The sequence below is a fragment of the Nocardia sp. NPDC057440 genome (assembly GCF_042802915.1).
GTDB lineage: Bacteria > Actinomycetota > Actinomycetes > Mycobacteriales > Mycobacteriaceae > Nocardia.
The window spans coordinates 187,883-211,549 of the sequence record NZ_JBHVDF010000010.1; the positions used below are offsets into that span (position 1 = coordinate 187,883).

The 23,667-nt window shown below is 67.5% G+C and carries 22 protein-coding genes; 18 read left to right on the top strand and 4 right to left on the bottom strand.

Going from position 1 to position 23,667, the window contains the following annotated elements; translation table 11 throughout:
* Positions 1-12 precede the first annotated feature (12 nt).
* From ACFU4Z_RS21890 to ACFU4Z_RS21960, 15 genes are all read left to right on the top strand, one after another.
* Positions 13-897, top strand: coding sequence for a MinD/ParA family protein (locus ACFU4Z_RS21890; RefSeq protein ID WP_379065765.1), 885 nt, complete (start codon positions 13-15; stop codon positions 895-897).
* On the top strand, positions 894-1,535 hold the full coding sequence (locus ACFU4Z_RS21895; protein ID WP_379065767.1) for a DUF6668 family protein: 642 nt from the start codon (positions 894-896) through the stop codon (positions 1,533-1,535). Before ACFU4Z_RS21890 ends, ACFU4Z_RS21895 begins: the two co-directional genes overlap by 4 nt.
* Before the next feature lie 60 nt (positions 1,536-1,595).
* Complete coding sequence (locus tag ACFU4Z_RS21900; RefSeq protein ID WP_014351788.1) at positions 1,596-1,892, top strand: hypothetical protein; 297 nt, start codon at positions 1,596-1,598, stop codon at positions 1,890-1,892.
* A gap of 8 nt (positions 1,893-1,900) precedes the next feature.
* Positions 1,901-2,176 (top strand): hypothetical protein, encoded by a 276-nt coding sequence (locus tag ACFU4Z_RS21905; protein ID WP_379065769.1) that lies wholly within the window; start codon positions 1,901-1,903, stop codon positions 2,174-2,176.
* Positions 2,177-2,208: 32 nt separating this feature from the next.
* Positions 2,209-2,880, top strand: coding sequence for a hypothetical protein (locus tag ACFU4Z_RS21910; protein WP_379065771.1), 672 nt, complete (start codon positions 2,209-2,211; stop codon positions 2,878-2,880).
* Between the two features lie 73 nt (positions 2,881-2,953).
* The gene (locus ACFU4Z_RS21915) at positions 2,954-3,766 is read left to right on the top strand and encodes a hypothetical protein (RefSeq protein ID WP_379065773.1); all 813 of its coding nucleotides are present in this window, start codon (positions 2,954-2,956) and stop codon (positions 3,764-3,766) included.
* Positions 3,767-3,807: 41 nt separating this feature from the next.
* Positions 3,808-4,620 (top strand): hypothetical protein, encoded by an 813-nt coding sequence (locus ACFU4Z_RS21920; protein WP_379065775.1) that lies wholly within the window; start codon positions 3,808-3,810, stop codon positions 4,618-4,620.
* Positions 4,614-6,080 carry a hypothetical protein gene (locus ACFU4Z_RS21925; RefSeq protein ID WP_379065981.1) on the top strand — a complete coding sequence of 489 codons (1,467 nt, stop codon included), beginning with the start codon at positions 4,614-4,616 and terminating at the stop codon, positions 6,078-6,080. The genes ACFU4Z_RS21920 and ACFU4Z_RS21925 overlap by 7 nt, the downstream gene beginning before the upstream one ends.
* Positions 6,081-6,082: 2 nt before the next feature.
* Complete coding sequence (locus tag ACFU4Z_RS21930) at positions 6,083-7,573, top strand: SCO6880 family protein (RefSeq protein ID WP_379065983.1); 1,491 nt, start codon at positions 6,083-6,085, stop codon at positions 7,571-7,573.
* Between the two features lie 7 nt (positions 7,574-7,580).
* The gene (locus ACFU4Z_RS21935; RefSeq protein ID WP_379065778.1) at positions 7,581-9,971 is read left to right on the top strand and encodes a hypothetical protein; all 2,391 of its coding nucleotides are present in this window, start codon (positions 7,581-7,583) and stop codon (positions 9,969-9,971) included.
* A 61-nt stretch (positions 9,972-10,032) separates the two neighbouring features.
* Positions 10,033-10,341: a transposase gene (locus ACFU4Z_RS21940; RefSeq protein ID WP_379065780.1), complete on the top strand. Its 309-nt coding sequence runs from the start codon at positions 10,033-10,035 to the stop codon at positions 10,339-10,341.
* Between the two features lie 91 nt (positions 10,342-10,432).
* Positions 10,433-12,118: a peptidoglycan DD-metalloendopeptidase family protein gene (locus tag ACFU4Z_RS21945; protein ID WP_379065782.1), complete on the top strand. Its 1,686-nt coding sequence runs from the start codon at positions 10,433-10,435 to the stop codon at positions 12,116-12,118.
* 101 nt (positions 12,119-12,219) lie between these two features.
* The gene (locus tag ACFU4Z_RS21950; protein WP_379065784.1) at positions 12,220-12,786 is read left to right on the top strand and encodes a hypothetical protein; all 567 of its coding nucleotides are present in this window, start codon (positions 12,220-12,222) and stop codon (positions 12,784-12,786) included.
* Between the two features lie 43 nt (positions 12,787-12,829).
* Positions 12,830-14,656 (top strand): type IV secretory system conjugative DNA transfer family protein, encoded by a 1,827-nt coding sequence (locus ACFU4Z_RS21955; RefSeq protein ID WP_379065786.1) that lies wholly within the window; start codon positions 12,830-12,832, stop codon positions 14,654-14,656.
* The gene (locus tag ACFU4Z_RS21960; protein ID WP_379065788.1) at positions 14,653-15,039 is read left to right on the top strand and encodes a DUF4913 domain-containing protein; all 387 of its coding nucleotides are present in this window, start codon (positions 14,653-14,655) and stop codon (positions 15,037-15,039) included. The genes ACFU4Z_RS21955 and ACFU4Z_RS21960 overlap by 4 nt, the downstream gene beginning before the upstream one ends.
* Positions 15,040-15,120: 81 nt before the next feature.
* Here the strand turns inward: ACFU4Z_RS21960 and ACFU4Z_RS21965 are convergent, their stop codons facing one another.
* Both ACFU4Z_RS21965 and ACFU4Z_RS21970 read right to left on the bottom strand, forming a co-directional pair.
* Positions 15,121-15,675: a hypothetical protein gene (locus ACFU4Z_RS21965; protein WP_379065790.1), complete on the bottom strand. Its 555-nt coding sequence runs from the start codon at positions 15,673-15,675 to the stop codon at positions 15,121-15,123.
* A 398-nt stretch (positions 15,676-16,073) separates the two neighbouring features.
* Positions 16,074-16,961 carry a peptidylprolyl isomerase gene (locus tag ACFU4Z_RS21970; RefSeq protein ID WP_379065792.1) on the bottom strand — a complete coding sequence of 296 codons (888 nt, stop codon included), beginning with the start codon at positions 16,959-16,961 and terminating at the stop codon, positions 16,074-16,076.
* Between the two features lie 355 nt (positions 16,962-17,316).
* Between ACFU4Z_RS21970 and hisS the strand changes: the two genes are divergently transcribed.
* From hisS to ACFU4Z_RS21985, 3 genes are all read left to right on the top strand, one after another.
* Positions 17,317-18,594, top strand: coding sequence for a histidine--tRNA ligase (hisS, locus tag ACFU4Z_RS21975; protein ID WP_379065794.1), 1,278 nt, complete (start codon positions 17,317-17,319; stop codon positions 18,592-18,594).
* A gap of 42 nt (positions 18,595-18,636) precedes the next feature.
* Entirely contained in the window at positions 18,637-19,293 is a 657-nt protein-coding gene (locus ACFU4Z_RS21980; protein WP_379065796.1) for a hypothetical protein, read from the top strand.
* Between the two features lie 197 nt (positions 19,294-19,490).
* The gene (locus ACFU4Z_RS21985) at positions 19,491-20,489 is read left to right on the top strand and encodes a malate dehydrogenase (protein WP_379065798.1); all 999 of its coding nucleotides are present in this window, start codon (positions 19,491-19,493) and stop codon (positions 20,487-20,489) included.
* Between the two features lie 19 nt (positions 20,490-20,508).
* Here the strand turns inward: ACFU4Z_RS21985 and ACFU4Z_RS21990 are convergent, their stop codons facing one another.
* Both ACFU4Z_RS21990 and ACFU4Z_RS21995 read right to left on the bottom strand, forming a co-directional pair.
* Positions 20,509-21,591, bottom strand: a complete 1,083-nt coding sequence (locus ACFU4Z_RS21990; RefSeq protein WP_379065800.1) for a 2-oxoacid:ferredoxin oxidoreductase subunit beta — start codon at positions 21,589-21,591, stop codon at positions 20,509-20,511.
* Positions 21,588-23,525, bottom strand: coding sequence for a 2-oxoacid:acceptor oxidoreductase subunit alpha (locus ACFU4Z_RS21995; protein ID WP_379065802.1), 1,938 nt, complete (start codon positions 23,523-23,525; stop codon positions 21,588-21,590). Before ACFU4Z_RS21995 ends, ACFU4Z_RS21990 begins: the two co-directional genes overlap by 4 nt.
* Positions 23,526-23,667 lie beyond the last annotated feature (142 nt).

Sequence of the window (23,667 nt, forward strand, 5' to 3'; positions counted from 1 at the left end):
AGAGCTGAGGCGATGGGAGAGGACTGGAGCCGCTGGCTCGACGAGGCGCCCGCAGAGGGCGAATCGGCGAGCCGGCCTGCGCGCACGAGGGCTCCGGTAGTGCGGTTACGGCGCGGCAAGCGCGCGGAGAGCGGTGCGGAGTCAGCGGAACCCGCACAGCGGCCGATTCTGGTGGTCGGCGGCTGCGGCGGGGCGGGGACGACAACGACGGTGCTCGGGATCGCGGGCGAGCTCGCGATGGGGGGCAACCCCACGGTCGCGGTGGATTCGACAGCGGCGGGCAGTGATCTCGCGCTGCGCGGCGCCGACGAGCACTTGTACCCGATCAGCCTGCAATCGTGGTTGTACGGACGCGGCAACGACGAGCCCGCGCCGTTGAAGGAGTGTATGTCGCAGGCGAGTTCGGGGGTCGGACTGCTGTGGCGCGATGCCGCGCCGCTGCGTCGCAGGGCCACCTATCTGACCGTGGCGCGGGCGATCTACGACGCAGGCTTCACCGGCGTCTACGACGGCGGCAGCCCGATTGCCGGACGTCAGCTGCGGCCGCTGCTCGACGACTCGGATGTGGCTCTGGTACTTGCCATTCCGGCACGCGCCGACGCCGCCAACCGACTGCGGGTGACCTTGGAATGGCTCGACGACCAGTTCGGCGACTCCGCGCAGGGGCAGGGCAGCGGCATCGTCGGTGACACGACGATCGTTGTCTCACACCAGCAGCCGGGCGGCGAGTCGCGGGTTGCCGACCATTTGCGCTCGCATCTGTCCGGTTGGGTCCGTGACATCAGGGAGATTCCGTACGACCCGCACCTGGCCCGCGGTGAACTCGTCCGGCACACGTCGCTGGCCGCGGAGACGCGCCGGGCGTATGCGCGCCTGCTGGCCGGGGTGGCATCATGACCGCCGCTATGAAACTTCGTCGTCAGCCCGAGCCCGCGCAAGCCGGCGTAGTCGCCCCACCGGAGTCGCGTCGCGCCCTGATCTGGGAACGTCCGGTGCCGGGCATCGGCAGGGCGCCACTGGTGTGGTTGCTGGGTGTGCACGGTGGTGCTGGAGCCAGTACCCTCGCGCATGTGCTTGCGCCCGCGGCGGATTCGGGCCGCCGCTGGCCCGGCGTCTTCGACCGCGAATCGCCCTTCGTCGTCTTGGTCGCCAGAGAGACCATCGCCGGACTGACCCGCGCCCACGACTTACTGCGCCAACATCATTCGGGGTTCGCAGGCGCCGCCGAGGTACTCGGACTCATCACGGTGGCGGCCCGGCCCGGCCGGTTGCCCGCCGAGATCCGGCGCTATCGCGACGTGGTCGGATCGCTGGCGGGACAGGTGTGGGACGTGCCGTGGTACGAGGAGTGGACGCTCGTCGAGCCGGAGCAACTGCCGGTGTGGGCGCCGGGTGACGCACTTCCGCAGAAGAAGCGAAAGATCGACCCGCTCGAGGAGGTCCCACTCGAAGTCCGGGAACTCGGCACCGACATCGTTGCTGTGGTGCGCGAAAACCTGGATGCCGCTTCATCTTTCGACGAAGGGCCAGAATAATGTTGATATTCAGCGCCGTACCGGACCGTTGACAGCACACTTTTTCGAGAAAGGCACCCGATGAGCACGATCCTCCTCGCCGTGCAGGACACGTACGGCACTGTCCTGGCTCAAGTCGGTAACCCGACACCGGAGGCGCCTCCCGGCTCGGAGAAGATACTGCAGCTGGTCAGGTACCTCACCTGGTTCGTCCTCCTGTCGGGCATCTGCGGCATCACCTACGCGGGCGGCAAGTTCGCGTGGGAGAAGTGGACCGGCGGTGGGCTGGAGTCGCCGAAGATGGTGGCGGGCGCCATGATCGGCGGTGTGGTCGCCACCAGCGCCGGCACCATCATGAACGCCGTCATCGGCACCTGATGTCGGCGATGTCTACCGTGCGAATGTCGGCAGGCGAGGTGCTCGCCTACAAGCAGATGCCTGCCGAGGTGCTGCAACCCCTGATGCACCTGCTGAATTGGCTGCTCTGGTTCGTGCTGCTGGTATGCCTCGCGTGGATGATCGTGTCCGCGGGCCGGTTGTGGAACGCGTTCCGCAGCGATCTCGCGATGAACGACGCCTCGCACGGCGTACTGATGAGCCTGCTCGGCGCATCGGTGGCGAGCACCGCGTCCGGGATCGCGCTGGCCTTCCTACCGACGTGAACGACCGGTTTGGGGATGGGAACGGCCCTGCGATGAACTCCACAGCGATGCGTCCGCGGCAGATCGCGACTCGGCACCCCGCCCGTACGCCGCGGCGGGGCACCCGCGTGCCTGCCGCGGGTGCGGTCGGTGTCGCGTTGCTGATGGCGGCGGTCGGCTGCGGCGGTGACGGCGAGTCGGGCCCCGACCTGGTCGCGAGGCCAACGCACGTGCGCTGGCAGCCGTTCCAGGGCGTGGCACTGCCACACGCGGACCAAGGTCCGAAGAAGGAATCCGACGGCGCCGCAACGGGTTTCGAGCATTCGCCGCCCGGCGCAGCGCTCGCCGCGATCGTCCACACAGTGCGATTGTCGGTCGCCGCGGACAACCAGTGGTCGAAAGTGGTCGCCGTGGAAGTCGTGCCTGGCCGGGCCAGAGACGAGTGGTCGGTCAACCGGGTGCAGTTATCGATTACCGGGCCCGCCTCGGCCGAATACGCGCCGCGGCTGCTCGGTTACACGATCACCGAATATACCGAGCAGAAGTCCGGCGTCGACGTATACACCCAATATTCGGACAACTCGAGAGCGGTGAACCACACCATCGTGGAGTGGTTCGGTAACGACTGGAGGTTACGACTGCCCGACCCGGAATCGACCGCACGTCCCATCGAGGCGGTCGACGAATTGCCCACCGACATCGTGAAATTGGAGGCACCTACATGAGGGAGCGCAGCGAGCGAATCACATCGCGGCGACCCTCGGGCATGACGGAGCCGAGTGTCGGCGAGGTGGCGTCGTGACCGAGAAGGAGTCCTACGCGCGCGATCGCGTCTCCTTCGGTGCCGTCGCATCGGCGGCGGTGCTCGCACTCATCGTGATCGTCGGTCTCGTCATATACCTGGGTCGCGATGATTCGAGTTCGGGCGGTGGGGCGGCCGCGTCCGGGGGTTCCGGTGCCGAGGGATTCGCAGAACCCGAGATCGATATCTTCGGCAGGCGCGTCGATGTCCCGAACAACCCTGCCGGACAACCACTTCCGCAGGAACCGAGCGATCAGCGCAAGTCCACGGACCCGGATTGGCTGACCGCGGCGCCGATCGGCACGGCCGTGCCACATGGTTGGCAGCGGGTGTACGGGGCCTCGGTGCCGTTCTCCACCTCCGACGGACCCACACGCATCGAAGACGGTCTCGCCGTTGGCTATTCGCATACCCCGCAGGGCTCGGTGCTCGCCGCGGCGCAGATCACCTACCGGCTCAACGCCCGCCCCGCCGACCGCGATCTGTACGTCCGCCAGGTGCGGGTCTCGGCCCAGCAGATCGCCGCCTACGACAAGGCCTTGGCACAGGACCGGTTGCCGGAACAGCAGCCGGAGAAGGTGACCAAGTACTTCGTGGCCTCCGATGCGTTCAAGGTGGAGAACTATGCCGACGACCTTGCCATCATTCGGCTCGCCTCGCGCGGGCCCGTTGTCGACGGCAAGCAGCTGTGGGCGGCCCTGCGACTGGTGATGGTGTGGGACGCGGGGGACTGGCGGCTCAAGCCCGCCACCTCCAACGGCGCGCAGACCGAATACATCGAATCGCTGGCGGGGTGGACGAAATGGTGACGTCGGGGCCCGGATCCGGGCCGGATCCTCAGCGTTCGCCCGTGGTGCTGGTCGGTCTCGGCGCGGTGCTGGCGGTGCTGATCGCGGTCGTGGTGACCGTGGGTGCGGTGCGCAACAATGCCGCGGAGGGTGACCAGGTGTCGAAGACGGGCACCACATCGGAGCGTGTTCCCGTCCGAAATCCGAACGGGCCGATTGGATTCGGCACATCCGATGTCGATGTATTCGGCCGCCGGCTTGACGTCCCGGACAACCCGGCAGGTGTTGCGCTGGAACAGAATCCGGCCGCGCAGCAGCGGCCTGACGCACCTGATTGGTTGACGGCTGCGCCGCAGCCTGCGACCGGAGAAGGGGTGTGGCAGCGAGTATTCGGCGGCCCCGTGGTTCGGTTCTCGACGTCCGATGGTCCCGCACGCATCGAAGGTAAGGCCGCCGTCGGATTCGCCCATACGCCGCAGGGGGCCGCACTGGCAGCCGAGCAGATCTACTGGCGTACCAACGCGAATCCGCGGGACCGGGACATGCTGGTGCGCCTGGTCCAGGTCACACCGCAGTATCTGGCGGACTACGACCGCCTGGTCGCCGAGGGAAAGGTGTCGGATCGACTGCCGGAGAAGCTGAGACCACTGCTGTTCGCTTCGGACGCTTTCCGAATCGAAAGCTACACAGAAGAAATCGCGCTCATTCAGTTTGCGAGAAAGGCCCGAGAAACAGTTGATGGCCAACCAACATGGGTGGGCATGCGCCTGGCAGTCGTGTGGCGAGACGGAGATTGGAAGCTCACCGCGGTGAGCGGCGAACAGCAAGTCCAGATTGATTCCCTGCGAAGCATCGAGGGGTGGACACAATGGTAAGACGTGTCGTCACAATTCTCGCGGTCATCTTCACGGTGATGATCGCGACACCGACCGTGGCCTACGGCCAGACCTACGGTTTCGATCAGACGTGCAACGAACTGCACGACACGCTCGACAACGTCGGTCTGCCCGGGATCTCGCTCGGTGACGCCGCGTCGGCCGCATGCAAGGCGGGCAATGCCGCCTCGCATCCCCGCAGCGCGGCCGACGCGGTCAAGGACAAGGCCTGGGATTCGACCTTCGGCAAGGTCGTCGATTCGCTGATGAAGGGCCTCGGCGAGGCCATCATTCTGGCGTTGACGTTCTGGATGAAGGTGCCCAACGAGGTGGCCAGCGATGGGGGGTCGTTGTTCACCAAGATCAACGATTACACCTATCAGGCGCAGATATTGCTCTTGATAGCCTCGGTGATTCTCTCCGGCGCCAGATTGGCCGAGGCCAGACGCGGCGCCGTGATGAACGAAGCGGCCGAATCGTTCCGAATGTTCGCCCGAGTGGTGTTCAGCTCCTGGATGCTCGGCGCCGTGATCGTCGCGGGCACCCAGGCTTCGGACAAGTTCTCCGAGTGGATCATCAACGACTCGACCGACGGCAATGCCAAGGACCTGGCCGAGTTGATGGTGAAAACCAGTAAGCTGCAAGCATTTTCACCGGGCCTGGTGCTGATCATCGCGATCGTCGGACTGCTCGGCGCGCTCGCGCAGATCATCCTCGCCATCGTCAGGCAAGGTCTGCTGATCATCGCTGCGGGTGTATTGCCTTTGGCCGCAGCGGCTTCCGGCATGAACGTCGGCAAGACGTCCTATCAGAAGCTGGTCGGCTGGATCATCGCGTTCATGCTGTGGAAACCGGTCGCGGCCATCGTCTACATGATCGCGTTCACCACCGCGGGGCATGTGGACTCGCTGACCGACACCTCCGGACTGCCCGAAGGTGAACAGGCGCAACGGATGTTGGTCGCTATCGTGCTGTTGTGCAGCGTCGCGTTCGTGCTGCCCGCGCTGATGCGTCTTGTCACGCCCGCGATCGCGGTCGTCGGCAGCGGCGGTTCCGGTCTCACCGCGACCGGCGGTACGTTGCTCGCCGTCGCGGGTCTCGGGGCCATGGGCACCAAGGCCGTTGCGGTCAAGAGCGCGGCTGCCCCCGGCTCGGCGGGCTACGTCGGCGGTGCGGGAAGTCCGCCGCCCACCCGAGGTGGTGGTGGCGGGCCGCGTCCAGCCCCGCCGCGCGGTGGTGGTGGCGGCGGCGGTGGCGCCCCGGGCGGCGCACCGCGCGCCTCCGGGCCCGCGGGCGGGGCGGGAGTACCGTCCGGTGCGGCCAGAGCGGCGGGCCGGGTCGGCGCGGCACGCGCCATGACCGCTCCGCTGACCGGGGCCGATCAAGCAATGGGTGACGTGGCCGGCGACCGCTGGGCCAATCGTTCACCCGACCTCGGGAGGAGCACCATTCCGCGATGACGATGACGACGAGCGATACCTACGAGCGCCGCGCGTACGGACTGTGGCAGAAACCTCGCAGCGCAGGCCTTTTCGGCCTGCGCTGGGAGGAGACCGTGCTCGGCTTCGTCGTCGTGATCACGGCCCTGATCTGCGCCATGGTCGGCGGGTTCACATGGGGTCTGATCGTGGGCGGCACCGGCGTTGTCGTGATGGTTCCACTGGTGTGGCGGACGGGGGGCCGCTCCGGCTACGAGAACGGAATAATGATGTTCAACTGGATGCGCTCGCGTAAGCGTGGCGAGCACGTGTACCGCGGTGGCCGTTTCTCCCGGATTCCCGGTGGCGTCACCCGGCTGCCCGGGCTGCTCGCACCCTCGAAGTTGTATGAGGGCATCGACGCGGGTGGCTACAGCTTCGGCATGATCCACCTACCGCAGTTCGCGCAGTACACGGTGGTGCTACGCGCCTGGCCGCAGGGCCACGAGGCGGTCGACCAGCCGGTCATCGACCGCTGGGTGTCGGCGTGGGGTACCTTCCTCGCCTCGGTGGGGCAGACCAGTGACATCGTCGCCGTCGTCCCGGTCATCGACACCGTGCCGGAGACCGGAAACCGTTTGCTCACCGAGGTTTCCACCATCACCAGGCCCGATGCGCCGGAGCTCGCCCAGCAGGTGATGTACGAGCTGGCCACCGAGCTGCCGCAGGAGCGGGTGCAGCTGCTGCCACGGGTGGCGATCACTTTCAAGGCCACTACTGCCGAGCGCCGCAAGAACCCGGCCGAAGAGGCGGTCGAGATCGGCCGCAGGCTGCCCGGCATCTGCGCCGCGCTGGCCGAGGCCGGTGTGCGGGCACAGCCGATGTCGGCCGACGAAGTCATCTCGTTCATCCGGCGCAGCTACGACCCTGCCTCGCAGGCCGACCTCGAGGTCGCGGCGGGCGAACCCGAAGGGCACGGCCTGGATTGGGCCGACGCCGGGCCGGTGTCGCACGACGAGAAGTGGGATCACCTGGTGCACGACGGTGGCCGCTCGGTCACCTGGGAGATGGACGCCGCCCCCGAAGGCGCGGTGGACGAGCGCGTGTTGCAGCGGCTGCTCGCGCCGAATCCCGAAGTGCCGCGCAAACGCATCGCCATCGTCTATCGTCCGCACTCGGCCGCCGACGCCGCCGAGATCGTGGACGACGATTTCAAGAACGCACTCGTCGCTCAGCAGAGCGAACGTGGGGTCGTCTCGGCGGCCGCCACCCTGCGGGTCGGGGCCACCCAGCAGGCCCGCGAGGAGCAAGCCAGGGGTCACGGTGTGACCCGCTTCGGAGCGTTGGTGACCATCACCGAGCCACTGCGCGGCGATCTGCCGCGCATCGAAGCCATCACGCGCGACCTGTCCACGCAGGCGCGGCTGAAGATCCGACGGTGTTACCGCTATCAGTCGGCGGCTTTCGCGGCCTCGCTCGGCTGTGGTGTGATCCTGCCGGAACACGCGACAATTCCGAAAGCACTTGCGGGGTGAGCGATTCATGGCACGTGACTACGAGCCACCCGTACGGGAACGGGACGGGACGCCGGCTCGCCGCGGCGCGCGGCGGCCGGAAGGGGAGCACGACTGGGCGCACCGGCCCGCGGTCGATGCGCCCCAGCAGCGTCCTGCCGGGGATACCGCGCGCGGGCGCGGTGCGGATGGCGCGAGGCCGCGTGGCGGCGATGGCGCTCCACAACACGGCGGCGAACGCAACGGCTTGGAGGAAATGCCCGACCGTCCGCGTCGCCCCGCACGGGACGCGGCGCGGGTGACCGGCGACGATCGGTCGGGCCTGGAGGAAACAGCCGATCGGGAACGGCGTTCGGCACGGGAGGCGGCCGAGCGTCGCGCCAGGGCCGGAGCCGGTCGCGCCGACGGCGCCCGTCCCGAGCGGGCGCACACCGATCGCGTGCGCGCCGATCGGCCCCATGCGGAGAACGGACGTGGCGAGCGCACTTCCGCGGATCGTGCCGAGGGCAGGCCGCCGCGCCCGCGCGAGGGCGAACGTCCGGTGCGCGGCAATCGGCCGGTGCCGTCCCAGCGGACCGGCGCAGCGGCGGATCGCGCAGGCGCCAGGGGCGAGCGGGTCGGACGCGGTGTGCCACGACCGGTCAAGGCCGACCGGGTCGCCGACCGTGCGATGGGCACGCCACAGATGGAGCGGGCGAAGCTGAAGGCGGACAAGCGCAAGCAGTCCGGTCCGCAGCTGCTCGACGATGTCACCAGGACCAGGCTGGAGGGGATCAGCCGCGAGCAGACAGGGCTGCGCGCGGCGTGGGCGACCTTCCGTTTGCGCACCGACGAGATCCGACGCCGCAATTACGCCGCCCGCGCCGAGCAGACCTTCGAGGACGGATTCGACCGCAGCACTGCGCAACTCACTGATCGCGGCTACGCAGGTCCGGGCGGCGGCCGCATGAACGTGGTCGGCCGCCCGGTCGAATACCGGGCTACCACCGCCCAGGTCGCTGGCCTGTGGCCGTGGTCGGTGGGCGCGGGCGCGCCGCTGATCGGCACCCCGCTCGGATCGCACCTGCACACCGGCGCGCCGGTGTGCTTCGATCCGATGAACTGGTTCATGCGCGGCAGCTTCATCACCGCACCGAGCCTTTTCGTCCTGGGGCTCAATGGTTTCGGCAAGTCCTCGCTGGTGCGCCGGATCGTGCTCGGCGGCATCGCGCAGGGCATCACTCCGCTCATTCTCGCCGATGTGAAACCGGACTACCGCAAGATGGTGGAACTGGTCGGCGGCCAGGTGATCGACCTCGGCTACGGGCACGGCAAACTCAATCCGCTCGCTGCGGGCGTGCTCGGTTCGGTGGTGCCGCGGCTGGACGCGCTGCCTGCGTTGCAGACCCAGGTGCTGCAGGATCTGCGGGCCAGGCAGGTGACGTTGGTCGCGGGTCTGGTCGAGTTGGTGCGCGGCGCGCGGGTGCGCGACTACGAGGAGACACTGATCTCCACCGCGCTGCGCGTGCTCTACCGGCCGGGCAGCGGCTACACCCCCGACCAGCCGCCCATCATGGAGAACCTGCTCGAGGTGATCGTCGGTGGCGGTGAGGAATTGATGCTCGACGCCGGCGCGGACAACCCCGACGAGTACCAGGTCTCGATCAAAGGTCTGCGCCGTTCCCTGCGTGCGCTCACCCAGGGCCCGTTCGGCGCGATCTTCAACGGCCAGACCACTGTGCCGATCGACACCGGCGCGGTCGCGGTCTGCATCGATGTCTCGCACATCCCGACCGGCGACAAAAAGCTCAAGGCTGCCGTGATGCTGGCCTGTTGGGCGGACGGATTCGCCTCGGTGGAGGCCGCGCACGTGCTCGCCGACGCCGAACTCGGCTCGCAGCGCTACTTCCAGGTGGTGATGGACGAGCTGTGGCAGGTGCTCGGCCTCGGCGACTTCATGATCGATCGGGTCGACGAGCTCACCCGCCTGCAGCGCGGTATCGGTACCGCGCTGATCATGATCAGCCACACCATCAAGGACCTGCAAGCACTCGGATCGGAAGCGGCGATTGCCAAGGCGCTGGGTTTCCTGGAGCGGGCGCGCGCCAAGATTTTCGGCGCGCTGCCCGGTGAAGAGATCAAACGCCTCGACAGCACCATTCCCTTCACGTCCGCCGAGGAGGAGATGGTGACCGGATGGTCGGCGCCGCAGGCGCTGACGGGCGAGGCGCTCAAGCCCGGCCAGCAACGGCCGTCACCACCGGGCACCGGCAAGTTCCTCCTGAAAATCGGTGAGGATCGTCGGCCCGGCATCCCCTTCCATATGGAGTTCACCCTCTCGGAGAAGGAAAGTGGAATCCACGACACCAACCAGCGGTTCAGTGAGTTCACCGAATCCACCACGCGTGGCTCGAATTCGCCGAGCGGGAGTGCCGCATGAGAGTTGGTGCGATGGCCGCGAGATGGTGCAGACCTGTGCGTGTGAGCGGGAGGTGGGCCGCATGATGCCGCATCGGTCCTATCGGAGAGTGTCGCCGGAGGTGCGCAATGCCGCGGTGGAGCAGGTCATGGCGTTGACAGGCAAGCTGCGCAGCGAATCGGAGGCATGCAGGGTGGTCGCCGAACAGATCGGCGTGCACACGAATTCGGTGCGCAACTGGGTGCGCGCTGCCGAAGGACCGGGCTTGGAACGGCTGGACGCGACCGCGCTGCGCCGTAAAGTGGCACTGCTGCAACAGCAATTGGCCGCGGCCGCCGAAATGAATCGCACCCTCGCCGATACCCTCAACGAATCCAGGCGCCGACGGTGACCTGCCCCTGCGTGCGGGTCCCGCTGCGGTCTGCGCAGGTAGTGCCGGATCCACCTCGACGGGTGTCGAATCCGGCTGTGCGGGAGTCGCGGTGACCGGCCGTTCGATCCTATGGTTTGCCCTCGGCGCGGTGCTGGCGCTGATGACCCTCGTCGTGGTGATCGTGATGCCCGCGGTGGACGACGACTGCGAGGGTTACTCGGTGCTCGGGCCGTCGCAGACCGCGCTGCCGCCGCTGGGTGGTTCCGCGCCGGGCGATCCCCGCGCCGCGGCCTCGATCGGCACCTCCACGGCGACGAATCCTTCCGTGACGCAGACGAACCCGGCCGCGACCGGGACGCCGTCGCTCGCGGCTGGTAGCGGGCCGATCCGTCGCACGTTGCCACTGGCGGTGGGCACCTTCACCGTGTCCGATGTGTTCGGTGCGCGCGGCGGCGCCCATCTCGGCATCGACCTGGCCGCCACCGACGGCACCACGATCTACTCGGTGTCCGAGGGGCGCGTCGTGGCGGCCGGTCCCGCATCGGGTTTCGGCAACTGGATCGTCGTCGACTCGGTCGACACCAACGGCCGTTCGTATTCGGCGGTGTACGGCCACATGTGGGACAGCGGTGTGCACGTGCGCGTCGGCGAGACGGTGACCGCGGGCCAGCCGATCGCTCAGGTGGGCTCGGCGGGTGAATCCAGTGGTCCGCATCTGCATTTCGAGATCGTGCCCGGCGGCCGCTTCACCGGCGGTCGGCAGATCGACCCGATGCCATGGCTCGACGGCGCACCGACGCCGGATGTCGGTGGTGCGCGGGCGTTTTCGAACGATCCACGGTGCAGCCGCGGCTTCGGCACCGCCGGTGGCGCGCTGGCCGCGGGTAAAGTGCCCCCTGAGCTCGAAATCTGGTATCGCCGCGCGGGTTCGCTGTGCCCGCAGATCACCCCGTCGCTGTTGGCCGCGCAGGGCAGGCAGGAGTCCGGATTCCAGCGCGGCGCGAACTCGCCGGCCGGTGCGCAGGGCCTCGCGCAGTTCCTGCCGGGCACCGCGGCGAGCACGAACCCCGACGATGGCCGCCCGTATATCGTCGACGCCGACGGCAACGGCATTGCCAGCGTGTGGGACGACGGCGATGCGATCATCGGTCAGGGCCGCTATATGTGCGCCATCGCGCACAAGATCATGGCCTGGCAGGCCCAGGGGCGCGTGCACGGCGACATCACCGCGTTGACCCTGGCCGCCTACAACGCCGGTGAGGGCGCGGTGCTCGCCTCCGGCGGCATGCCGAATCAGGTGGCAGCGCACTACTCCGAGACCAGGCCCTACGTCGCGAACATCCTCGCGATGGAGCCGCAGTACCGTGCGCCGGGTTCGCTCGGTCGCTTCACGCCGAAGGACGGGTCCAGCGGGGAGAACATCGTCGAGGCCGCGCACGAATGGCTCGGTCAGCCGTATGTATGGGGCGGCGGTGGTCCACAGGGACCGAGCGGTGGCGGCCTGGACGGGCCCGGCTTGACTTCGGCGGCGGTGTTCGCGGCCTCCTCCGGGACCGTGACATTGCCGCGGACCGCCGAACAGCAGTGGGAGGCGGGTGTCGAGGTGGCGATGGGCAAGCTGGCGCCGGGTGATCTGGTGTTCAGTGCCTTCGGCCCACGGGGTCCAGCGCAGGTCGGAATCTATTCCGGCAATGGACGAATGATCCAGTCGGTGCCAGGTGCGGAGGCGCGCTCGCGCGGTGGCGTGACCGAGGTCGCGGTGCCCGGCGACGCGCGAGCCAGGAGGGTACTGTGAGCAGCGCGACCAACAGGGGGAGTGAACACGCCGAAGCGCCGGAGGCTGTCGGAGCGCCCACGCATCAATCACGGCGGTTAGCCTTGAATGACCGATTAGTCTTGAATGACAAAGCGAAAGCCCGCGCGATACTGGTGGTGATGCTGGTGGTGAGCGTCGCGATGCTTGGTGCCGCCTGCGGTCGCGGAGCTGGTGGCGACGTGGATTCCGGTGCGTCACACCCACCCACGTCCACAACCAGATTGCTGGAGGAGGCGCCCGCACCAGACCCGGTGACGCCGGATGGTGTCGCGGTGGCAGCGCTGAAGGAGATCTATACCTGGCAGCCTGCCATCGAAGATCAGGGCGCCTCGTTGACCCGGGCCAGGAAATGGCTGGGCCCCAGCATGATTCGGATGCTGGACAGCGCGCCGACCGGGCTGGAGACGCCGAAGGCGACACTGCAGTGGGCGGAGTGGGCCAAGGCGAAGGCGCGCGTGGAGGCGTTCACCTTCGCGTCAGGGGACAAGCCGCCGGCAGGCCCGGACCCGAATATCCAACAATTCAAGATCGGCATCGAGCAGACGGTCGTCTACCCGAACGGGCGCAAGGAAAAGCTGCCGCCCGCCACGGCCATCGCCACCGTCGTCCGCACCTCGGACGGCTGGCGGCTCGACGCGTACCGCTGATCCCAGCGCAGACCACACCGCACGGTCCCGACAGGAGGCAGACATGGCGAAGAAGAAGAAGGTGCTGGATCCGGCCGTGGCCGGACCCGATGTCACCCTGTACATGATCTACGCCGGTTTCGCGATCCTCGGGACCCTGTGGATCGCACTGCATCTCGGCAACGCGATGGCGGTCACCCGCCAGGACATCCCGATCAATCCGATCGCCATCGTCGCCGACCTCGCGCGCGGCAAACTGCACTGGCCACGGGCATCCACGGTGCTCGTGCTGCTGGTGATCGCGCTCTTGCTGGTCTACCTCTACGTGCGCAAACAGCTGAAGAAGCGCCAGGGCAAAGGACGCCTGGCCATCGACGACAAGGCCGACGTGATGGGCAACGGCAGCGCCATCGCCTCGCTCACCGAGGCAGGCGTGCGGGCCAAGGCCGAAACGCTCGGTGTGCGTCTCGGTTACAACGACGCGCCCGGTGTGCCGATCGGCATCGGTGTCGCCGACGGGGTGATGCTCTACGGGTCCTACGAGGATCTGCACCTGGATATCTGGGGCCCACGGCAGGGCAAGTCGACCTCACGGGTTATCCCGGCGATCCTGACCGCGATCGGTCCTGTCCTTGCCACCTCCAACAAGCGGGACGTGGTGGACGCGACCCGGGATGTGCGCAAGGCCAAGGGAAGTCCGACATTCGTCTTCGACCCGCAGGGCGTGGCAGGCGAGGCGCCGACGTGGTACTGGGATCCGCTGTCCTGGGTGGATGCCCACCACGACGGCGCCGAAATGCGGGCCGCGCGACTGGCCGGGCACTTCGCCGACGCCGACAACGGTTCGGACGCCAACAAGTCGGATGTGTTCTTCGACCCGGAGGCCGAAGATCTGCTGGCCGGTCTGTTCCTGGCCGCGGCGTTCGGCGGCCTGCCGATCGTGCAGGTGTGGGACTGGGTGACCAATCCCGGTGACTCGGAGCCCATCGAGCTGCTGCGCAATGCCAGCAAGCACTACACGGCCTCGGGTCTGGCCATGCAGTACAACGCCGATCCGCGAACCAAGAGCGGCATTTTCGGTACCGCGAAGAAGATGATCCGGTGTCTGCAGCTGTCGAACGTGCACTCTTGGATCCTGCCCGGCGACAATAGAGAGCAGTTCGACGAACTCGCCTTCATCGAGGGCAACGGCACCCTCTACAGCCTCTCGCTGGAGGGTCGCGGCTCCGCGGCGCCACTGGTGAGTGCGCTCACCGAGGCTGTCATCGACGTGGCCATGCGCAAGGCGTCGCTCTCGCCGGGCGGTCGCCTGCCTATTCCGATGCTCGCGGTGCTCGATGAGGCGGCCAACGTCGTGCGCTGGAAGGATTTGCCCAAGCAGTACAGCCACTTCGGGTCGCGCGGCATCGTGGTGATGACGGTGCTGCAGTCCTGGGCCCAAGGTGCGCGTTGCTGGGGAGACGCAGGCATGCTCGCGCTGTGGTCGGCGGCCAACGTCAAGGTCCTCGGTCCCGGTGTGGACGATATGAATTTCTTGCGGGACCGCTCCGAGGCGATCGGCGAATATGATGCCGTGTCCTCGTCGGTCTCCGAATCCAAAGGCGGCAAGAGTTATTCGCGCTCGCTCGGCTCGTCGAAGACGTTCACCGCGCACGGGTTGGCGACCCTGCCGCAGGGCCGCGCGGTCGTCTTCACCTCCGGTCAGCCCGCGGTGCTGGTCCGCACCGTGCCCTGGTGGGAGGGCGAGTACTCTGCCGACGTGAAGAAGTCGATCGAGCACCATCTCCCGGGGCGCAAGACCGAAATCATCGACCTGATCGGCTCGCCTTCGCTGACCAAGGTCACTCCACCACCTGAATACGGCCAATCCGAGGAGGTCCGGCCGCTGTGACCGAACAGCAGCAACAGCCGATGATTCACACCAGCGTGGTGGAATTCGTCGAGAACTATCTGAGTCTCGTCTACCGCCGCCAGGTGACCGACATCAGTGAAACGGTGTGGTGCCCCGAATGGTGGAAGCATGCCGAGGCGGTGGCGCGGCTGGATGCGTTGTGGCGGGCGTGGGAGCACTACCGGCTGCAGCCGAGCACCGGGCTGAGCGTGTGGTTCCTTGATCATGCCGACCCGCATATGACGAAACTGTTCGATCCCCGTGGGCCGTTCAAGTACTGCAGCGTGCGCAACGGCCACAAGGACATGTTGAGTCCGCTACCGCTGAAGTCCCCGGCCCAGGGGATGTTCGGTGATCCGACAGTCGGTGATTTCCGAATGTGAGCGAATCCTGAAGGCGCAGCGGACATACCGGTCCGCGGAATGACGAAACGCCCGCTGGATCAGCGGGCGTTTTCTCATAACCTACTGCCGGACACGCTCCAGGCCGCGGGATTCCTGCTCCCGGCCTCTGGCCGCGGTCGCCCGGGCTTCTTCATTGCGGACGCGGACCGCTTCCTCCGGCGGCAGCGCCTGCCCGACCTCGATGAGCATCCGTACTGCGGCCAACTCCGGTGACACGCCGATCCTGGCGAGATGGGCCGCGATGGCCGTGCGCCGTTCGGCGGAGTCGTACCTGACGAGCGGCTTGGCCGCGGCGGAGGCGGTGGCCGCCATGCGGCTGGCCTCGGCCTGCGCCGCGAATCGGTCCTTCTCCAAGGAGATTCCCTTGGCGGGCACCGTCTTCTCGACCATTCTGGCCAGTTCCAGGTTGCGCGGATCCTTGGCCTTGGCGTCGCGGGCCTCACGAATCTGAAGTTCTCTGGCTTCCTTGTTGCGAGTCTCGGTGACCTTGACGCGCGCTTCGGCTTCTTTTTGGCCACGCTCACGGGCCCGCAGCGCGACCAGCGTCGCGAGCTGCAACATAGTCCTTACCATGGCCGCGGTTTCCCGGCCGATGTCGTCCAGTTCCTCGGACATGGCTGCTCCCCGATGCTGCAGTGATCACTATGGATGTTGTGGTGCTTCGTCACGGACACCGCCACGCGAACTGTAGTCCGTTGGACGCTGCCCCGCCTGCAAACGCGGACACCAAGAGCGCTCGTGGCGTGGCATTCCCTGAAGGGGGCCACCCTGTTTCAGGGGTTCGACTACGCTACGGGAACTCCTTGTTTCGAGATTACCCGAGAAAGCTCGACACATCCGTACGGGCGTGCCGCTTAACAGCATATATCGCACAATTCCGGCACGTAGCGCAAAGCGCCGGAGGATCTCCTGTTTTAGCCCACCCTTACCGGAGGATTAGGGTCGCCTACCCTGGCTTGCTCTAGTCCACCGCCGAGGGGCAGTGGACTAGAGCCTGCGACGGTTCGGATGCCTCAGTCGAGGCGCATCGAGGAGATGGTCACGGGAAGCTTCGGCTTGCCGTCGCCGGGGCCGTTCGCGTTGTCCTGACCGCCCTTGGCGATCTTGTCCAGCGTCGCGAGGCCGTCCTGGTCGACGGTGCCGAAAATGGTGTACTGCGGCGGCAGTTCGGAATCGCCATAGACGATGAAGAACTGGCTGCCGTTGGTGCCGCCGCCATCGGGGCCGGGGCCCGCATTGGCCATCGCGAGTACGCCGCGCTTGTAGGCGACCGGCTGCGATTCTGCGGCCGGATCGCCGGGCGCGTACTGATCGGTCGGGTACTCGTTGGCGAATTCGTAACCGGGACCGCCCATTCCGGTGCCGGTCGGGTCACCGCATTGCAGCACCTTCAGGCCTTCGCCCGCGGTCATGCGGTGGCAGTCGGTGCCGTCGAAGTAGCCCTGGCCGGCCAGGCTCGCGAAACTGTTCACGGTGCAGGGCGACTCGGCGTTGTTCAGCGTGAGGCCGATGGGGCCCTGGCTGGTTTCCATGCTGACGCTCAACTTGGCGTTGGGGCCATCGGTCCGGATGCCCTCGGTGCGCGGCTTGTTCACCGGCTTGTCCGCGGGCCGCTGGCCGTCGCGGTAGGTGCAGTTCACTGAGGCCGGCTTGGCCTGCGCGGCCGGCGGCGCCGCGGCCGAGAGCGAGGCGTCCTTGGTCTCGGAGGCGGCGTTGTTCTCGCTGTCGTCGCCACGGGTCAGGAAATAGACGCCGGTGACGGCCGCGACCGCGACGACGACGCCGAGCACGGACCCGGCGATCGCGAGTTGCTTGCGCTTGCGCGCCCGATCGGCCCGGTTGGCGAGCTGGCGTTCCAGCTTGCGTTTCGCCGCTGCTCGCCGCTGTTCGTTGCTCGGCACTACCACGTTCCTCCCGTATCCGTTACTTCCGGAATAGAACACACGAAATGCGGCGATTCCGCAGCATGCGTGTGTTCATGCGGTCACCATACCGTCAGCATTCCGGCGGCCACGAAGCGCTTTGGCTCGACCGCATGTGACGGGAGTGTCGTGCGCGAGAGTGCGCCGCTGCCGTCCAGCGTTCCGGCGTCTCCGCTGAAGGTTGAACCGTCCCGTGGTGTGTAGTTCTGCCACGCCGGACGAAGTCCGCCCAGAATGGCGAGCCGGGCGCGGGCGACCGGAGTCGATCATGTCAGGGACGCGCGAGGCTAACCGGTTGGACTTGACGGGCGGTGGTGGTGGAAACTGGACAATCGTGACCAAGACCAGCAGCTTCTCCGCCCCGAAGGGGGTACCGGATTACATGCCACCCGGCTCGGCCGAGTTCGTCGCGGTGCGCGATGGCCTCATTCGCGCCGCCCGCCTTGCTGGGTACGGGCATGTAGAGCTGCCGGTCTTCGAAGACACCGAACTATTCGCTCGCGGTGTCGGCGAGTCGACCGATGTGGTGAGCAAAGAAATGTTCACCTTCTCCGATCGCAGCGACCGCAGCGTGACGCTGCGGCCCGAAGGCACCGCCGGTGTGATGCGCGCGGTGATCGAGCACAGCCTCGATCGCGGCCAATTGCCGGTGAAGCTCGTCTACGCGGGACCGTTCTTCCGGTACGAGCGGCCGCAGGCGGGCCGCTACCGGCAGCTGCAGCAGGTCGGCGTCGAGGCGATCGGCGTCGACGATCCGGCGCTGGACGCCGAGGTGATCGCGGTCGCCGATGCCGGATTCCGCGCGCTCGGCTTGGCGGGCTTCCGGCTCGATATCACCTCGCTCGGCGACGAGACCTGCCGCCCGCAGTACCGGGAGCTGCTCCAGGAGTTCTTGTTGAAGCTTCCGCTCGACGAGGAGACCAAACGGCGGGCGCAGATCAACCCGCTGCGGGTGCTCGACGACAAGCGCCCCGAGGTGCGGGAGCTGACCGCGAACGCACCGCTGATGATCGATCACCTGTCGGAATCGGCGAAGACGCACTTCGAGCAGGTGCTCGGGTACCTCGACGCGCTCGGTGTGCCGTACGTGGTGAATCCGCGCATGGTCCGCGGCCTCGACTACTACACGAAGACGACCTTCGAATTCGTGCACGACGGTCTCGGCGCGCAGTCCGGCATCGGCGGCGGCGGTCGCTATGACGGCCTGATGGCCGAGCTCGGTGGTCAACCGCTGTCGGGCATCGGCTTCGGTCTCGGGGTCGACCGCACCGTGCTCGCGCTGGCCGCCGAGGGCAAGTCGGTGGGCGATCCGGCGCGCTGCGAGGTCTTCGGGGTGCCGCTGGGTGACGCCGCCAAACAGCGCCTCGTGGTGCTGTCCGCGCAGTTGCGGGCCGCGGGCATCCGGGTGGATCTGGCCTACGGCGGGCGCGGGGTGAAGGGCGCGATGAAGGCGGCCGACAAGTCCGGGGCGAAGCTCACCCTGGTTCTCGGCGACCGCGACCTGGCCGAAGGCACGATCGGCCTGAAGGACATGGCGACCGGTGATCAACGCCAGATCCCATTGGACGAGACGGTTACCGCCGTCGCGGCCGCGCTCGCGCGCTCCGAGTAGTACGGTGCCCGGGTACACCGCCACCCGTACGAATGTGCTGCCGTGACCGTAGAACCGTCGAATCCTGGGGATTCTCAGCCTGCTTCACCGGTCGGACTCGACCTGGTCGCGCCGGAGACGTATGCGCCCATGCTGCGCCGACTGGCTCTCGCCGCGGTCGGGGTCGGGGTCGGCGCCGCGCTGCTGGCGGCATTGCTGGTGAGCTGGCCGATCGCGGTGCTGATCGGCTTTGTCGTCGGCGCGCCCACCGTCGGGTACGCGATGGCGTTGCGGCGGCGGCGAATGTGGCTGGCCGGGACCACGATTCACGCGCGGCGACTGTTCGGTGCGCGGCGCGTCGACATCGCAGCCGCGACCGGTGTCGAGATTCTCGTCTTCCCGGCCCGGCTCAGCCGCATCGTGCTGCGGGTGACCGCGGGAGCGGACACACAGATCATTCCGTTGGCGATGTACACCGACACGGGCAGCGGCCGCGAACTACACCTGATCGGCCTTCGCAAACTGGCCGACGCCCTTACCTCGTGCCCATTGGCTGCGGCCGTTGCGGTTTCGTCGATGCTGGTCCACCAGCTCCGCGCCGAGGCGCGCGACGCGGGGCTCGAGGAACGGCCGCTGTATCGGGCCGTGCAGACGGCGCGGGAGAAGGACTATGTGTCGCCGATCGTGCTGACCGACGCCGAGGTCGCGGCGTTGTGCTGACCGGTGCCGGCTCCCGCGAAGTCCGGGGCGTCGTTCGCACCCCCTGTCCGACCGCGGTGAGAATTGCGGAGGGTGAACCAGACGAGGGCGCCCAGAGCCTCGGCAGGGCAACTGTCTGGTAGCTCACCACCTGGGTTCGGGAGCGGTGAGACTCGATATGGTGGGGTCGAGTGTCCGCCTACCGCAAGGAGTTCGTCGTGAGCACCGCGCCCGTCACTGTCGCTGTTACCGGAGCTGCGGGGCAGATCGCCTATGGTCTGCTGTTCCGGATCGCGTCCGGGGCGATGGTCGGGGCGGATACGCCGGTGCGGCTGCGATTGCTGGAGATTCCGGCCGCCGTCGCTTCGCTGGAAGGCGTGGCGATGGAACTGGAGGACGGCGCGTTCCCGCTGCTGGAATCGATCGACATCAGCGATGACCCGTGGGTGGGATTCGAGAGCGCGAATGTGGCGTTGCTGGTCGGCGCGCGACCGCGGACTGCCGGGATGGAGCGCTCGGATCTGCTGAACGCCAACGGGCCGATCTTCACCGATCAGGGTGCGGCCATCAATGCCAGCGCCGCCGACGACGTGAAGGTGCTCGTGGTCGGCAATCCGGCCAACACCAACGCGTTCATCGCGATGAGCAACGCCCCCGACGTGCCCGCCGAGCGCTTCACGGCAATGACCCGGCTCGACCACAATCGGGCGATCGCGCAGTTGGCCAAGAAGACCGGCGCGTCAGGATCCGACATCGCCCGCGTCGCGATCTGGGGCAATCACTCGGCCACCCAGTACCCGGACATCACCCACGCCACCGTCGGCGGTCGGCGCGCTCTCGACCTCATCGATGATGGGGCCTGGTTGCGTGAGGAATTCATCCCCACTGTGCAGCAGCGCGGCACGGCGATCATCCAGGCTCGCGGCGCCTCGTCGGCAGCCAGTGCGGCCAGCGCCGCCATCGACCACATCCACGACTGGATTCTGGGCACCCCGGACGGTGAATGGACGTCCATGGCCGTCCCGTCGGACGGCTCCTACGGTGTGCCCGAGGGCGTCATCAGCTCGTTCCCGGTCACCTGTACTGACGGCGAGTACACCATCGTGCCGCGCCTCGACCTCGACGATTTCTCCCGCGCCCGCATCGACGCCAGTGTCGCCGAGCTCGAGCAGGAACGCGACGCGGTCATCGACCTCGGCTTCGCCAAGCGCGCCTGACGCCTGCCGAGCTGGTCCGCTACTCGCCGATGGTCCAGGTCTCGGAGCCGTTGAGCAGCGATTGCAGCGAATCCTGATCCACTGGTTTGCGTTCGCGGGCTATCGCGGCCTGGGCGCGGACGCCGTCGTCGTAGGTGGGACGGGTGACGGCGCGGAAGATGCCGGTGACCACGTGGCCGAGGTCCTGGTCGGAGAGGCGGGAGAGGGCGTAGGCGTATTCGGGGTTGTCGGTGTAGGCATCGTGCACGACGATGTCGGACTCCGCGACGGCGTCGGTGTCGGCCACTTCGAGCGCGAAACCGTTGCGGACCACCGCGAACTCGCCGTCGGCGCCGAAGCGGATCGGCTCGCCGTGCCGCAGCGGGATCAGCCGGGATTCGGCGTCGCCGCGGCGCAGTACATCGAAGGACCCGTCGTTGAAAATGGGGCAGTCCTGCAGGATTTCGACGAACGAGGTGCCGCGATGCTCGGCGGCGGCGCGCAATACCTCGGTGAGGCCGGGGCGGTCGGAATCCAATGCGCGCGCGGCGAATCCGGCCTCCGCGCCGAGCGCGACCGACAGTGTGTTGAACGGGTGGTCCACCGACCCCATCGGGGTGGATTTGGTGATCTTGCCCGGTTCCGAGGTCGGAGAGTACTGGCCCTTGGTGAGGCCGTAAATCCGATTGTTGAACAGCAGGATCGTCATGTTCACGTTGCGTCGCAGCGCGTGGATGAGGTGGTTGCCGCCGATGGACAGCGCGTCACCGTCACCGGTGACCACCCACACCGACAAATCGGGACGCGTCACCGCGAGACCGGTGGCGATGGCGGGTGCGCGGCCGTGGATGGAGTGAATGCCGTAGGCCTCCAGGTAGTAGGGGAAGCGGCTGGAGCAGCCGATACCGGAAACGAACATCAGGTTCTCCCTGCGCAACCCGAGTTCGGCCAGGAAACTGCGTACGGTCGCCAGGATCACGTAGTCGCCGCAGCCGGGGCACCAGCGGACCTCCTGATCGGAGGTGAATTCCTTCACCTTCTGCGGACCGTCGGCGGCCGGCACGCCGGACCGACCGGTCAGGCCCAGATCTGTTCCGACAAGCGAGGTTTCCATGATGGTCATTCGTTGCCCCCGGTGCTAGTGGCGCGGTAGGTGGCCTGCGCTCGCGCGGCGAAGGCCTTGTCGGTTTCCATCTCCTCGATCGAGCCGTCCAGCGCGGCATCGATCACCCCGACGAGCTCCTGGGCGGAGAACGCGGTGCCCGCGATCTTGGTCCAGGGCTGCACGTCCACCAGATACTTCGCGCGCAGCAGCATCGCCAGCTGGCCGCCGTTCATCTCCGGCGTGACGACGGTGCGATATCGGCGCAGCACCTCGCCGAGGTTGGCGGGCAACGGATTCAGATGCCGTAGGTGCGCCTGTGCGACCGGGACGCCGCGACGGCGGGCCCGGCGACACGCCTCACCGATCGGCCCGAACGAACTGCCCCAGCCGAGCAACAGCAGTTCGGCGCGCCCGTCGGGATCGTCGACCTCGACATCGGGAACGGCGATCGCCTCGATCTTGGCCTGGCGTAGGCGCACCATCAGCTCGTGGTTGGCCGGTTCGTAGGAGATATTGCCGCTGCCGTCCGCCTTTTCGAGTCCGCCGATCCGGTGGGCGCGCCCCTTGGTGCCCGGCACAGCAAGCGGCCGGGCGAGGGTGCCGGGGTCGCGGGCGTAAGGCTGGAAACCGCCCTCCTCCTCGGCGTCCGGCTCGAACGCCGGATCGATCGGCGCCAGCTCGGACACGTTCGGAATCGACCACGGCTCGGAGCCGTTGGCGATGGCCCCGTCGGAGAGCAGCAGCACCGGCGTGCGGTAGGTGAGCGCGATCCGCGCGGCTTCCACGGCCGTCGCGAAACAGTCGGCGGGGGAGCGGGGCGCGAGCACCGCGACGGGGGATTCACCGTTGCGGCCGTAGAGCGCCTGCAGCAGGTCGGCCTGCTCGGTCTTGGTCGGCAGCCCGGTGGACGGGCCGCCGCGTTGCACATCGATGACCACCAGCGGCAGTTCGGTCATCACCGCCAGTCCGACAGTTTCGCTCTTGAGCGCCAATCCAGGGCCGGAGGTGCTGGTGACGCCGAGGGCGCCGCCCAGCGCGGCGCCGAGCGCGGCGCCGATACCGGCGATCTCGTCCTCGGCCTGGAAGGTGGTGACGTCGAAGTTCTTGTGCTTGCTCAGCTCGTGCAGGATGTCCGAGGCGGGCGTGATCGGGTAGGTGCCGAGGAAGACGGGCAGGCCGGCCAGCTGCCCGGCGGTCACCAGTCCGTAGGCGAGTGCGGTGTTGCCGGTGATCTGCCGGTAGGTGCCCGGCGGCAGCGCCGCGGGGGCGACCTCGTAGGTGGTGGCGAAGGCCTCGGTGGTCTCGCCGTAGTTCCAGCCCGCGCGCAGTGCGAGCAGGTTCGCCTGGGTGATGTCGGGTGTGGCGGCGAACTTCTCCCGGACGAACCGCTCGGTGCCGTCGATCGGGCGGCCGTACATCCAGGAGATCAGCCCGAGCGCGAACATGTTCTTCGCGCGCTGGCCGTCTTTCTTGCCGACGCCGGTGGACTCGGTGGCGCCCAGGGTCAGCGAGGTCATCGGAACCCGGTGCACGACGAAGTCCGACAGGGAGTCGTCATCGAGGGGGTCGGTGGCGTAGCCGACCTTGGCGAGGGTGCGTTTGGTGAACTCGTCGGTGTTCACGATAACGGTGGCGCCGCGCGGCAGGTCCTCTACATTGGCCTTCAAGGCCGCAGGGTTCATCGCCACCAGCACGTCGGGCTGGTCGCCCGCGGTGAAGATGTCGTGGTCGGCGATCTGGATCTGGAAGGACGAAACGCCCGGCAGCGTGCCCTGTGGCGCGCGAATCTCCGCGGGGAAGTTGGGCTGGGTGGCGAGGTCGTTGCCGAATGCGGCCGCTTCGTGCGTGAAACGGTCACCGGTGAGCTGCATTCCGTCCCCGGAGTCCCCGGCGAACCGAATTACGACCTTTTCCAATTTCGCTGTGCCGACATCATTTTGGTGCGAAACCATATGCCTGCTTCACTTCCTCGTCGGTGAGAGGGTGCCATTGGCCAACCTACTCCGCTGCGCAGGCGATTGAACGTGAAGCGCGCGGTCCGTTGAGAATTGTTCGGTGCGGCCATGGTGACCAGGTGCTCGAGGAGAATGGCGC

Bases quoted from the DNA above. Each gene is read 5' to 3' on its own strand.
- ACFU4Z_RS21930 (WP_379065983.1), top strand. From the start codon at position 6,083: ATGACGACGAGCGATACCTACGAGCGCCGCGCGTACGGACTGTGGCAG.
- ACFU4Z_RS21905 (WP_379065769.1), top strand. From the start codon at position 1,901: ATGTCTACCGTGCGAATGTCGGCAGGCGAGGTGCTCGCCTACAAGCAG.
- ACFU4Z_RS21925 (WP_379065981.1), top strand. From the start codon at position 4,614: ATGGTAAGACGTGTCGTCACAATTCTCGCGGTCATCTTCACGGTGATG.
- ACFU4Z_RS21890 (WP_379065765.1), top strand. From the start codon at position 13: ATGGGAGAGGACTGGAGCCGCTGGCTCGACGAGGCGCCCGCAGAGGGC.
- ACFU4Z_RS21955 (WP_379065786.1), top strand. From the start codon at position 12,830: ATGGCGAAGAAGAAGAAGGTGCTGGATCCGGCCGTGGCCGGACCCGAT.
- ACFU4Z_RS21940 (WP_379065780.1), top strand. From the start codon at position 10,033: ATGATGCCGCATCGGTCCTATCGGAGAGTGTCGCCGGAGGTGCGCAAT.
- ACFU4Z_RS21900 (WP_014351788.1), top strand. From the start codon at position 1,596: ATGAGCACGATCCTCCTCGCCGTGCAGGACACGTACGGCACTGTCCTG.
- ACFU4Z_RS21895 (WP_379065767.1), top strand. From the start codon at position 894: ATGACCGCCGCTATGAAACTTCGTCGTCAGCCCGAGCCCGCGCAAGCC.
- ACFU4Z_RS21935 (WP_379065778.1), top strand. From the start codon at position 7,581: ATGGCACGTGACTACGAGCCACCCGTACGGGAACGGGACGGGACGCCG.
- ACFU4Z_RS21965 (WP_379065790.1), bottom strand. From the start codon at position 15,675: ATGTCCGAGGAACTGGACGACATCGGCCGGGAAACCGCGGCCATGGTA.
- ACFU4Z_RS21990 (WP_379065800.1), bottom strand. From the start codon at position 21,591: ATGACCATCATGGAAACCTCGCTTGTCGGAACAGATCTGGGCCTGACC.
- ACFU4Z_RS21995 (WP_379065802.1), bottom strand. From the start codon at position 23,525: ATGGTTTCGCACCAAAATGATGTCGGCACAGCGAAATTGGAAAAGGTC.
- ACFU4Z_RS21910 (WP_379065771.1), top strand. From the start codon at position 2,209: ATGAACTCCACAGCGATGCGTCCGCGGCAGATCGCGACTCGGCACCCC.